Source organism: Lentzea sp. NPDC005914, assembly GCF_040629405.1.
GTDB lineage: Bacteria > Actinomycetota > Actinomycetes > Mycobacteriales > Pseudonocardiaceae > Lentzea.
In genome coordinates this window covers 70,602-82,840 of sequence record NZ_JBEXVQ010000017.1, presented here as the reverse complement: position 1 = coordinate 82,840, position 12,239 = coordinate 70,602, and the positions used below count along the sequence as shown (strand labels likewise).

Here is a 12,239-nt window from a genome sequence, read left to right as displayed (position 1 = left end):
GTCCTCACAGGTCGGTGAGCGCCCCACGACGCTCACGGTCGAGCCACAGGTCGGCCTTGAGCCGGCGCAGCAGTGGGTCGTACAACTTGCGCAGCAACTCCTCAGCGTTCTGCTGCCCTTGCGGCTGCGCTACGGGCTGCGGCGCTTCTGGAGGCGGCGCTTCGGCCCGTTGCACCACCGGCACTTCGACGGTCCGCTGCACCGGTTCGGGTGCGGGGGTGCGCTCCACCACCTGCTCCGCGGGCGGGGCCACCGCGACCGGCATGGCCGCGGCCGGTTGCGCTTGAGCAGGTGGCGCCGCGAGTACCCGCTGGACCACCGGGGCTTCACTTCTGCGACCTGCGCCCGTGCCGTACTGGAACGCCGGACTGAATTTGTCGACGGCCCGGTGGACGATCGGCGGCGCGGAGCCGACGAGCGCTACCTGCCTCGCCACTCCCTGGCTGTGATCGACGGACCGCTGAAGGACATCGGCCTGCGCAATCGCTTGCGAGTCGTCTGCGACCGCCCCACCGAAGTCGATGACGGGCAGTTGCTCCGCATAGCCGGCAAGTGGGGCCGAGGCGCTGACGTGGTCGGCCGGGGCTGGTCGCGCGTGACCGGACTCGGCGGGTGGCCTCACGACGGGCATGCCTGGTCCCGTGGCCCGCTGCACCGCGGGCGCGTCCGGACCAACAACCCTCTGCACGGCCGAAACCTCAGGCCCAGCGAAGGGTGCCGCACCACCGGTTCCGGAGTCGGTGGACGCCTCCGCCCCCACAAGCGGCGCCACAACACTCGTCCCCGAGCTCACAGGCGAGTCGGTGCCGACAGCTCGCTGCACCGCGGACACGCTCGATCCAGCGGATGGCTCGGCGGTTCGCTGCACGACAGGCGCCGGCACATCCTGGCCGACGGTCCGCTGCACCACACGGGCTGGCACATCCTGGCCGGCGGTGCGCTGCACAAGGGGTGGACCCGACCCCGCGAGTGGCGCCACCGCGGCGGTTCCAGCGTCACCGGACACCTCCGGTTCCAAGGCCGACGGTGCCGCCCCGATGAGCGGCCGCATCGCCGACTCCGCACCTGGATCGGGGCCGATGTCACGTTGCGCCACCGACTCGCTGACTCCAGCCGATGGCGCCTCACCGGAGTCAGCTGCCCGCTGCACCATCGCCCCACTGGAATCAGTTGCTCGCTGCACCACTGGCCCCGCCGGCGACGCGGTGGCAGAACTGGCGGGCTCGGTGGATCGCTGCAGCACCGACGAGATCGGCTCGCCGAGTCCCAGCCTCCGCGGCCTGACAGGGCGCGGATCCTCCGGCACCGACCGCTGCACCGCAGGAGCCGACCCACTCACAACTGGAGCCGGCCCGCTCACAGCTGGAGCCGGCCCGCGCAGGGCGGCGTCCGCTCCAAGGGTGGGCACCGACTCGCTGATCGCGACCATCTCGGTGTGCGCTTGAGGCACGGCCCCCTCGCCGTCAGACGCCAGGGCCTCGGGCAGCGGGTTCTCGGCGAGTGGCATCGGTACCGGAGCGTCCGGTGGTGCAGTCTCGGCTTCCGCGACACTCCGCGACACCACAACGGACTCCGCACCACCCCGCAACGGCATCTCCGGCCCCGCACCACTCCGCGGCGTCACCTCGGGCTCTACGACACGCTGCGACACCGCCTCAGGCCTCGCGATACTCCGCGACGCCACCACGGGCTCCACGACGCTCCGCAGCGGTGTCAGAGGCTCGCCAACACTCCGCGAAACCGCTACCGGCTCCACAACACCCCGCGATGTCACCTCAGGCTCGGCAACACTCCGCGACACCGCCACGGGCTCCACACCACCCCGCGACACCACCTCGGGTTCCACAGCCCCTCGTGACGTCACCTCGCGCTCCGCAAAAACCTGCGGCGTCACCTCGGGCTTCACGACATCCGGGGGCGACGCCATCTCGGGCTCCGCAACAGCCCGCTGCGCGACCACGGGCTTCGCAACACTTCGCGGCGCCACCTCAGGCTCCGCAAAAACCCGCGACACCATCACAGGCTCCGCAACACCTCGCGGTGCCACCTCAGGCTCCACAGCACCTCGCGGCACCGTCTCGGGCCCCGCAGCACTTCGCGGCGCCACCTCAGGCTCCGCGACACTCTCCAACGCCGCCGGCCCCTCCGCGACACTCCGCGACACCACAACGGGTTCAGGACCTGACGACGCGACCGCACGAGAACCCGACGGACCCCACACCGACTTCCATCCGGAAGGCTCAGGCGCCGCGGGAGCCGCCACGTCCGAGATCGACCCGGACGGCTCGGCAGGCCCCACCGCGTGCGCCAGAGGTGCGAGAAACGACGGGTTCTGCCAGGAGGTCAACCCACCGGAGAACGACGACACGGGGTTGATCAACGGATGCGGCGCGACGACCCGCTGCAGAGGCGGCAACGTCCGCCAGTCGGCCCGGACAACGGGCAATGAAGGCGCGGCAGCACGCCGCCGAAAGGGCCACACAGCAAGTCACCTCCCCGAACCGGAACTGAACCCCAAACCCGAACCGAACCCAGAACCCGACCGCGAGCCCGAGCCCGAACCCGCACCCGACCCGGCGGAAATCCGCGTGTTGATGCGGCCGATCTCCTCCACGTACCGCAACCGCTCCCCGTGCTCCAGGTCCAAAATGGAGTCGAGCGACCAGTGGAAGTGGTAGGCGACGTACGCGACCTCCGAGTACAGCTGCGACGGCGCGTACGTCACGATTCCCCCAGGCGCCCGCCCGAGATGTCGACCTCGAACCCGTGTCCGCACGAGGGGCACGCGACAGCGGACCGCGTGTGCCCCTCGCTGTTGATCCGGCGGTACATGTCCTGCAGGAACGCGAGATCCGAGGCGAACAGGTTCTCGATGATCCCGGCGTGCACATCGACAACCGACCCGATGCGCACCACCACCCGGCCCAGCAGCACGACCGTCAGGAACGCGGAGTTCTCGCGAACCCGGTCGTCCCGCAACGGGATCAGCTCGTCGCGAGCCGTCGCCAGCCGCATCACGCCGTCGCGGTGAACGACACCCGAGTCGTCCACGTACCCGCGCGGCAGCGAGAACGCGAACTCGGTCTGCATGACAGGAGCAGCAGCGACAGCAGTCGTAGAAGAAGAGCGCTTCACTCGACTTCCATCTCCTCGTAGGTGACCGTGAGCTTCTCGGTCAGCACGGAGGTGTCGCCGGCCTTCAACGAGCCGATCTCCAGCGACTTCGGCCAGCAGCGCACGATCTTGTAGCGCTTGATGGCGTGGCCCTCGTAGTCGTAGACGACGACCACGCCGTTCTTGCGGGCGTTGCCCATCTTGCCGAAGCGGGCGTCCTTCACCCACTTCTCGAACGAGTTGTCGCCCGTCAGGCCACGCGTGAAGACGACCTCGCCCGCCTTCTGGCGGCCGGGGAGCTTCTTGATGACGTACTTGCCGTCGGCCATGTTCTGCTTGAGCTCGATGACGTCCTGTTCCATCTTCAGGCCGGTCACCTCGGAGATCTGCTTGATCGTGATGCCGTCGACTTCGAGGCCGAACGAGTGGCCTACCGACGTGTCGAGATCGGGGAGTGCCATGTCGATGAACCGCCTCTACTCGTTGACCAGACTGGTGCCGCCCTGAAGCTGGGCGAGCCGGAAGATGACGAACTCCGCGGGCTTCACGGGTGCGATGCCGACCTCGCACACGACCTGGCCGAGGTCGATGCCCTCCGCCGGGTTGGTCTCGCGGTCGCACTTGACGTAGAACGCCTCGTCGGGCGTCAGGCCGAACAGCGCGCCCTTGCGCCACTCCATCACCAGGAACGCCGAGATCGTCCGGCGAATCCGGGCCCACAGAGCGTCGTCGTTGGGCTCGAAGACGACCCACTGCGTTCCGTCCAGAATGGACTCTTCCAGGTAGTTGAAGAGCCGCCGGACGTTCAGGTAGCGCCACGCCGGGTCGGACGACAACGTGCGGGCACCCCAGACGCGGATGCCGCGACCGGTGAACGCGCGGATGCAGTTCACGCCGATCGGGTTCAGCAGCTCCTGCTCGGCCTTCGTCAACTGGGTCTGCAACGCGACCGCACCGCGCACGGTCTCGTTCGCCGGAGCCTTGTGCACGCCGCGGGAAGCGTCGTTGCGCGCCCACACACCGGCCATGTGACCCGACGGCGGCACGAAGATGTTGTCCGAAGTGGACGGGTCGTAGACCTTGATCCACGGGTAGTACAGCGTCGCGTACTTGGAGTCGTAGCCCGCCTCGGTCTGCTTCCAGTTCTTCACCTGGTCCGGCGAGAGGTCCGGCGGCGGGTCGAGGATCGCCATGCGGTCGCCCATGAGCTCGCAGTGCGAGATGATCGCCGACTGCACGGTCTTGACGGCCTCCAGCGTGATCAGCCCGCGCTGGTAGGAGCTCATCAGGTCGGGCACCGCGACCATCGTGACCTCGTCGATCGCCTCCAGGCCACCGAACCCGGTGCGGTCGGCGACATCGCCCACGTAGTCGTCGGGCACCACCTTGCGCGGCACCGGCGGCGGCGCGGGAGCCTCGCGCAGCGCCGCGGAGGCCTTGTCGGGACGAGCCAGCGACGCCCCGGCGACCTCCTCGATCGTGATCAGCTTCGAGGCCGCGTTCACGACGGTGACCACGTTCTCCTTGCCGCGCTTGGCGGACACCTGGTGCGTCTCGACGACCTTGCCGTTGTCCTTGACCGTCAACGAGAAGCGGTCGTCCGGCTGGTTCTCCCCCGCCGGCTCGCCGACCTCGACGACCAGCGAACCCGCGCCGAGCTCGCGAGACGAGACCCGATATCCACCCAGCTGGGCCTGCGGACCCGCGGGCAGCGCGGCGGTGGACTTGGAGCCGCCCACGCGGACGACGTAGCAGTTGGTGCCACCGTTGAGGAAGTAGCCGTAGACGGCCAGCGGCAGGTAGCAGCCCTCGGCGAAGTCGCCGAACTTCTCGGTGTACTGCGCCCAGTTCGAGACCAGCGTCGGGGTGTTGTAGTCACCCTTGGCCGCGAATCCGACGAACGCGGCGACGGCGGTGCCCACGCCCTCGATCGGGCGGGCACCTGCCTCCACCTCCTCGACGTACACGCCCGGCGAGAGATAGGTGGGCATCGACGGCCTCCCATGTCGTACGGAACCCTGTACGACACATGCTGCGGCGACCGCACAAAACCCGACACGACCCCGCGACGGTGCTGGAGGGAGCCGGTGGCTGCCCGAAAGGGCAACCACCCCACAGGGGGATTTCCCGCCCGTTCACCAAACTGCCGCCGAACGATCACCGCACAGGTCTCATTTGAGCCCTACCCTTCGCGACGGTCCATGTCCGCCAACAAGGAAGTGCGCTGGCATGAAACGTCGCAGGGCTCCCTTAGCCGTGCTCACCACCGTCGTCGTCACGGCGGCCACCCTCACCGCCTCGACCGCGGCTCACGCTGCCACCACCACGTTCACGCCCACCGCCGACACCTACGTCGACAACTCCGCCACCGGCACGAACTACGGCACGTCCGGCCAGCTCGGCGCCGACAACTCGCCGGTCAAGCGGACGTTCCTCAAGTTCGCCGTCTCCGGTATCAGCGGCAGTGTCGCCAACGCCAAGCTGCGCGTCCACACCGACGACGTCGCCGGTGCGGAAAGCCCGAGCGGCGGCACGTTCCGGTCCACGTCCAACGTCAGCTGGACCGAGACCGGTGTCACCTGGAACAACCAGCCCGCCGTCGACGGCGCCACGCTCGGCTCCCTCGGGGCGGTCGCCCGCAACGCCTGGTACGAGATCGACGTGACCAGCTACGTCACGGGCAACGGCACGTTCAGCATCGCGATCACGTCCACCAGCTCGGACGGCGCCGACTACGACTCGCGGGAGAGCGGTGCCACGGCTCCGCAGCTCGTGGTCACCGACGGCACGACGCCACCACCCGGCGACCCGGTGTGGGTCGGTGCCGGTGACATCGCGGACTCCGGTTCGGGCGACACCGCGACCGCCGCGCTGCTGGACAACATCCAGGGCACGGTGTTCACCGCGGGCGACAACGTCTACAACAGCGGTACCGCGTCGGAGTTCACCAGCTACTACGAGCCCACGTGGGGCCGGCACAAGGCGCGCACCAAGCCCTCGCCCGGCAACCACGACTACGTCACCAGTGGCGCCACGGGGTACTACAACTACTTCGGTGCGCTGGCCGGTCCGTCGGGGCGGGGTTACTACTCCTACGACCTCGGCAACTGGCACATCGTGTCGCTGAACTCCAACGTCAGCATGTCGGCCGGAAGCGCGCAGGAGCAGTGGCTGCGGCAGGACCTGGCGGCGAGCACGAAGCCGTGCACCGCGGCGTACTGGCACCACCCGCTGTTCACCAGCGGTGCCAACCACGCCCCGGAAACGGCCACCAGGCCGTTGTTCCAGGCGCTGTACGACGCCAACGCCGACCTCGTGGTCACCGGGCACAACCACCAGTACGAGCGGTTCGCCCCGCAGAACCCCACCGGCGGACTGGACAACGCACGCGGCATCCGCGAGTTCGTCGTGGGCATGGGCGGCGCCGGTGCCTACAGCTTCGGCACGATCAAGCCGAACAGCGAGGCGCGCAACACCGGTACCCGCGGCGTGCTGAAGTTCACGTTGCACAGCAACAGCTTCGACTGGCAGTTCGTCCCCGAAGCCGGCAAGACCTACACCGACAGCGGCACCACGAACTGCCACTGACGGGCTGCTGGAGGCCGATGTGTACCTGTCCACGATAGACAAGCCCAAGTCGGCGAACTGGAAAGGGCTGAGCGGCAACGTCTTCGCGCTCGGTGCGGTCAGCCTCATCACCGACGTCTCGTCGGAGATGGTGGCCGCGATCCTGCCGCTGTACCTGGTCATCGGTCTCCAGCTCAGCCCGGCCGCGTACGGGCTGATCGACGGCGTCTACACGGGCGCCACCACACTGCTCAGGCTCGCCGGCGGGTACCTCGCCGACCGGACGAACCGGCGCAAGGCGGTCGCGGGCTTCGGTTACGGCATCTCCGCCGTGGCCAAGCTCGGGCTGCTGGCCGCGGGCAGCTCCCTGACCGCGCTCGGCTTCGTGATCACCGCGGACCGCGCGGGCAAGGGCCTGCGCACCGCACCACGCGACGCGCTGATCACGTTGTCCACCCCCAGCGGTGACCTGGGCCGGGCGTTCGGCGTGCACCGGGCGATGGACGGAATCGGCGCCTTCGCCGGGCCGCTCGTCGCCATGGCCGTCCTCGCGGCGTCAGCGCAGTCGTTCGACGCCGTGTTCGTCACCAGCTTCTGCATCGCCGCGTTCGGCGTGCTGGTCCTCGTGCTCTACGTGCGCGACCGGCCAGAACCGCTGGAGCGCAAGGAACCCCTCAAGCTCGCTCTGCTCAAGGACCCGGCCGTCCGCAGGATCGTGCTGGCCGCGTCACTGCTCGGCCTCGTCACGATCGGCGACGGGTTCGTGTACCTGCTGCTGCAGAAACGGGAAGGGCTGGCGTTCGGCTGGTTCCCGCTGCTCGCCGTCGGCACGAGCCTGGTCTACCTGCTGCTCGCCGCACCGCTGGGCGCACTGGCGGACCGCGTCGGACGACTCAAGGTGATGCTGTCCGGGTACGGCGCGCTGACCGTCGTCTACCTGCTGCTCTTCGGCCCACTCGGCGGCTGGCCGCTGATGGTGCTGGTCGTGGCGCTGTACGGCGTCTTCTACGCCTGCACCGACGGCGTGCTGATGGCGCTCGCGGGCCCGGTCCTGCCGGAACGCCTGCGCACCACCGGAATCGCGCTGATCCAAAGTGGACAGGCGCTCGCCTACCTCGGCTCCTCCGTGCTGTTCGGCCTGGCCTGGCAGTTCTGGAGCCCCGAAGCCGCCACCAGGACCGCCGCCGTCGCGGTCGTCCTCGCCCTGATCACCACCGCCGCACTGCTGGGACGTCGCACCCCGTGAAGAACCGCCTGCTGATCACCGTCATCGCCGCCGTGCTGCTCGCCGGCGTCGCCATCGGCTACACCGTGCTGTCCGGCGCGTCTCCCGGCGAGGCGGCGAACTCGATCGCCGTCAACTCCGGCCCGCGGCTGATGGTGCTCAGCAACGGCAGGCTCTCCACCGTGTCCCGCCAGGATCCGGCCGGGTCGCGCGAGGTCACCGAGCAGCGCTGCGACCGCGTGTACTCCGCGGCCGGAACCATCTCCTGCCTGCGTCCGGTCGGCGCTCTCAAAGCAGGTGAGCTCGTCGTGCTGGACAACCAGCTCAAGGAGCTCCGAACCGTCGCGCTGACCGGCTTCCCGAACCGCACCCGCGTGTCCTCGAGCGGCCGGATGGTGGGCTGGACGCTGTTCGTCGACGGGCATTCCTACGCCGCCAACGGTTTCTCGACGAGCACGGGCATCCTCGACACGGTGACAGGGACGGTCGTGCAGTCGCTGGAGGAGTTCGCCGTCGAGGGCATGCCACAACGGCCCGCCGACTCGAACTTCTGGGGCGTCACGTTCACCGCCGACGGCAACCGCTTCTACGCCACCATGTCCACCGGCCCGCACCGCTACCTGATCGAGGGCGACTTCGCGGCCAGGCACCTCAAGCCGCTGACGGACCTGGACAACGTCGAGTGCCCATCGCTGTCCCCGGACGGCACCCGCATCGCCTACAAGAAGGCTGTCGACGGCGACCCGCAGAAGGGCTGGCGTGTCTCGGTGCTCGACCTCGCCACGAAGAAGATCACGCAGCTCGCCGAGACCCGCAGCGTCGACGACCAGCCGGCCTGGATCGACGACAGGACCGTCGCCTACGGGATCCAGCGCGACGACGGCCTCAACGACGTGTGGTCCGTGCCCGCCGACGGCACCGGCACACCAGCGATTCTGGTACCCGAAGCCAGCTCGCCCGCACCGATCAGCTGACTATTCGGCGGCCTCTTCCTCCTCCTCGGCCCGCTGCACGAACGTCTGCGCGGTCTCCTCTTCCTCGGCAGGCGCCTCTTCGCGCTGCACATGAGCCTCGTCGCCGTGACTGCCGTGGTCCTCGCACCGCTGCACGGGAGCGGCCGGAGCAGCCATGACCCGATCCGCGTTCGCCACCGCGTCCCGCTCGAACCGGTCGGACGGATCGCTCACCTTCACCCCGCCACCGGTGTCGGTGCCGTCGACGGGCCCGGACCGCTGCTGCACCACGTGCGTGAGCTCGTGCGCCAGCATGTGCTTGCCGGAGTCCGAGCCGGGATCGAACTTGTCGCGCTGGAACACGATGTTCGAGCCGACGGTGTACGCCTGCGCGTTCACCGACTTCGCCGAGTCGTGCGCGGCCGAGTCGGTGTGCACGCGGACGTCCGAGAAGTCCTGCCCGAAGCGGCCCTCCATGTCGGAACGCACGTCGGCGCCCAAAGGCGTGCCTCCCGAGGTGATGACATCATGCACCGGCGAGCGTTCCTCTTCCACGACGGCAGCGACACCCGCGTTGCCCACGGCGCGTTGCAGGCCGAGCATTCCGGCCGGGCCCAGGACGTCGGGGCGGCCGGCAGCGGCCGCGCGGCCCATCAGGTCCGTTTCCTCGTGCTGGATCCTGTCGCCCTTGGGGCGGAAGGAAGTCTCGGAGTCGTGTTCGTGTCCGTGCATCTCCTGCTCCTTGGTCCCTAACCCACCAGACGTTCGGTGGCCAGTTCGAAGTACCGGCCGAACTCGCGTTCTCCCACCAGGCGGCCGAGCTTGCGATATTCACGGGCGACCGCGCCGATCAGCTCGACCATGCCGATGACGTGCCCGGCCGCAGCAGCCAGGTAGGCCGCCGTCACCGCCGCCGACCGGATGTGGCCGCCCGCCAGTTCGAACGACGCCGCCATGAAGTCCAGGTCCACATCGGACGATCGAGGCACCGCACCGCCGAGGCACCGGTCCCACAGCCCGCGGCGCAGATCCGCGTCGGGCAGCGGGAAGTCCACGATCACGTCGATCCGCCGCGTGAAAGCGTCGTCGAGGTTCGCGCGCAGGTTGGTCGCGAGCACCGCGATGCCGTCGAAGGACTCCATGCGCTGCAACAGGTACGCGCTCTCGATGTTGGCGTACCGGTCGTGTGCGTCACGAACCTCCGACCGCTTGCCGAAGATCGCGTCGGCCTCGTCGAACAGCAGCACCCCGTTGACACCCGCGGCCTCGACGAAGATCCGCTCCAGGTTCTTCTCGGTCTCGCCGACGTACTTGTCCACGACCGTCGCGAGGTTCACCGTGTACAGGTCCAGTCCGAGCGACGCGGCGATCACCTCGGCCGACATCGTCTTGCCGGTGCCGGAGTCGCCCGCGAACAACGCCGTGACGCCCCGGCCACGACCACCGCCGGGCCGCATGCGCCACTCGTCGATCACCCGGTCGCGGTGCTTCGCGCGAGCAGCCAACTCGCGCAGCAGGGACGTGATGGGCGCGGGCAGAACGAGATCCGGCCACGACACCGCGGGTTCGATGCGCCGGGCCAGCCGTTGCAGGCCGCCCGCGTTCTGGCTGCGCGCGCCGGACCGCAGGTGCGCCGCGTCGACCAGCCCGTCGTCGGCCAGCGCGGACACCGTGGCGGCATGAGCGGCTCTGCTGATCTGGGTCGGGCCGAGCACGAAGTGCGCGGTCACCTCGGCCGGGTCGATGCCCCGCGCCAGCTTGCCGTCGAGCTCCGTGCGCCACAACGAGACCCGCACGTCGAACGGCACCTGCACCGCGTCGTGCTGCAACGGCGGCATCCGCGTCCAGCGCGGCTCCCACGCGCCCGGCCCGTACGCGATGACCGGAATCTCGTCGTGCAGCAACGGGTCCAGCGTGAAGTTCGAGTCGACCGGGCCGATCGTGACCCCCGCGCCTCGCAGCAGCGCCTCGCGAGTGACCGCCAGCGCGTCCGTCATCCGTGCCGCGTCCACCAGCAACGCCGGGAAACCCGCCCGTGCCAGCGCGGAGACGGCCAGCTCCGCCGCACCACCGCCGGGGTGCTCGCGCAGGTAGACGAGCTTGACGCCGCGTTCGATGCCGCGCGCCAGCCTCTCCGCGCCCGGCATCGGCACCGGATCTCCTGACAGCGTCACGAAATCCGTGAGCGACGGGTCCGGCCTGTCGTCACCGAGCAGGTGCGCGCCGACCCGGTCCGGCACCCTCAGCGACCGGCTCAGCAGCGGCCGTTCCGAGTCCTCCACGGTGATCAGCCCGCACCTGACCAGCGGACTGCCCTGGTCGAGCCTCGCCCTGCCCTGCGACGAGGCCTCGGCGAGCCCGCACAACCGCAACGCCAGGCCGACCGTGGCCCGGCGCCGCGTCACGTCGTCGTTCAGGTACCCGTAGAACTGCTCGAACCTGCTGTCCACGTCCGGTGCCAGCGCGACCAGCAGCAGCTCCACGTCCGCTTCGGACAGATGGGCCTTGCGGGCGAGCCGCCCGAGCCGACCGTCCGCCGTCGTCTCGACGAACGGCGCGAACGGCTCCCTGCCGCTGTCCAGCAACGCCTCGATGACCTCGTCCGACAGGTAGAGTCCGCGAAACGGGTCGTCCGGGTTCGGGTCCGTGGCCCGGCGCGCCGACACCGCCGCCCGGATGCGCCGCTCCAGCCCTGCCATCCGCTCGAAGATCATCGCGCCACCCTGCGCATCCCCACACCGTCCGCGGAGACGTTGTGCCGCACCCGTTCCTCGCCGGTGTGCAGCTGCACGCCCTCACGCGCGGGCGGCCCGGCCGCGATCCTGCGCCCGGTCGACACCGGCGCCGACACCACGACGTCCAGCGACGGCTTCAGCTCGCCGCCCAGCGCACTCCACACGTCCGCGAACGCCCGGTCCTCCGGCGGCGGCAGGGCGACGGTCATCGGCACCGGCAGTGCCAGCTCCTGCAGCGACCCGCCCAGCAACGCCGGCGGCACCGCGTCGTACCCGAGGAACCCGACCAGCAGGTCCGACAGCAGCCGGTGCTCGTCCTCCGGCCGCTGCGTCCACGCCGTGACCAGGTACGACAGCTTCATGTGCCGCGGCGGCAGATGACGCGCCGCCACCTGTCCCTGCGCGTCGTACTCGTTGAGCAGACCTCGCTGCCGACGCCGCATGTCCTCGCGGATGTCGTAGAGGTAGATGTTGACCGTGGGCGCGTTCCGCCGCGCCGCCCAGTCCTTGGTCGGCGCGTCGAACGCGACGTCCAGATCGGAACCGCGCAGCGCCTCGTCGCGGACCAGGCGGCGCAAAGCCTCGTCAACCTCGTGGATCACGCCGTCCACGATCGTCCGTCAGGCGCCGCTGGACGACCAGCGC

11 protein-coding genes are annotated in these 12,239 nt (G+C 69.6%); 3 read left to right on the top strand and 8 right to left on the bottom strand.

Annotation, left to right across the window (positions count from 1 at the left end; translation table 11 throughout):
- Positions 1-4: 4 nt before the first annotated feature.
- From ABZ345_RS24215 to ABZ345_RS24195, 5 genes are all read right to left on the bottom strand, one after another.
- Positions 5-688 carry a hypothetical protein gene (locus tag ABZ345_RS24215; protein WP_359852802.1) on the bottom strand — a complete coding sequence of 228 codons (684 nt, stop codon included), beginning with the start codon at positions 686-688 and terminating at the stop codon, positions 5-7.
- Positions 689-2,488: 1,800 nt separating this feature from the next.
- A complete protein-coding gene (locus tag ABZ345_RS24210) occupies positions 2,489-2,725 on the bottom strand; it encodes a DUF6760 family protein (RefSeq protein WP_359852800.1) in 237 nt (78 codons plus the stop codon).
- A complete protein-coding gene (locus ABZ345_RS24205) occupies positions 2,722-3,090 on the bottom strand; it encodes a hypothetical protein (RefSeq protein ID WP_359852797.1) in 369 nt (122 codons plus the stop codon). The genes ABZ345_RS24210 and ABZ345_RS24205 overlap by 4 nt, the downstream gene beginning before the upstream one ends.
- A 41-nt stretch (positions 3,091-3,131) precedes the next feature.
- Positions 3,132-3,575, bottom strand: a complete 444-nt coding sequence (locus tag ABZ345_RS24200; protein ID WP_359852794.1) for a phage tail protein — start codon at positions 3,573-3,575, stop codon at positions 3,132-3,134.
- A gap of 15 nt (positions 3,576-3,590) precedes the next feature.
- On the bottom strand, positions 3,591-5,105 hold the full coding sequence (locus tag ABZ345_RS24195) for a phage tail sheath subtilisin-like domain-containing protein (protein WP_359852792.1): 1,515 nt from the start codon (positions 5,103-5,105) through the stop codon (positions 3,591-3,593).
- Between the two features lie 238 nt (positions 5,106-5,343).
- Between ABZ345_RS24195 and ABZ345_RS24190 the strand changes: the two genes are divergently transcribed.
- Genes ABZ345_RS24190 through ABZ345_RS24180 form a run of 3 tightly spaced genes read left to right on the top strand, consistent with a single transcriptional unit; the run spans position 5,344 to position 8,880 of the window.
- Positions 5,344-6,702, top strand: a complete 1,359-nt coding sequence (locus ABZ345_RS24190; RefSeq protein ID WP_359852790.1) for a DNRLRE domain-containing protein — start codon at positions 5,344-5,346, stop codon at positions 6,700-6,702.
- A gap of 19 nt (positions 6,703-6,721) precedes the next feature.
- A complete protein-coding gene (locus tag ABZ345_RS24185; protein ID WP_359852788.1) occupies positions 6,722-7,927 on the top strand; it encodes an MFS transporter in 1,206 nt (401 codons plus the stop codon).
- Positions 7,924-8,880 (top strand): hypothetical protein, encoded by a 957-nt coding sequence (locus ABZ345_RS24180; RefSeq protein WP_359852785.1) that lies wholly within the window; start codon positions 7,924-7,926, stop codon positions 8,878-8,880. The genes ABZ345_RS24185 and ABZ345_RS24180 overlap by 4 nt, the downstream gene beginning before the upstream one ends.
- On the opposite strand, the gene ABZ345_RS24175 is transcribed toward ABZ345_RS24180, so the two are convergent.
- The 3 genes from ABZ345_RS24175 to ABZ345_RS24165 are packed head-to-tail and all read right to left on the bottom strand — an operon-like array spanning position 8,881 to position 12,196.
- Positions 8,881-9,591: a DUF4157 domain-containing protein gene (locus ABZ345_RS24175; RefSeq protein WP_359852782.1), complete on the bottom strand. Its 711-nt coding sequence runs from the start codon at positions 9,589-9,591 to the stop codon at positions 8,881-8,883. It lies immediately after the preceding gene.
- Positions 9,592-9,608: 17 nt separating this feature from the next.
- The gene (locus ABZ345_RS24170; protein ID WP_359852779.1) at positions 9,609-11,573 is read right to left on the bottom strand and encodes an ATP-binding protein; all 1,965 of its coding nucleotides are present in this window, start codon (positions 11,571-11,573) and stop codon (positions 9,609-9,611) included.
- A complete protein-coding gene (locus ABZ345_RS24165) occupies positions 11,570-12,196 on the bottom strand; it encodes a DUF4255 domain-containing protein (RefSeq protein ID WP_359852776.1) in 627 nt (208 codons plus the stop codon). Before ABZ345_RS24165 ends, ABZ345_RS24170 begins: the two co-directional genes overlap by 4 nt.
- Positions 12,197-12,239 lie beyond the last annotated feature (43 nt).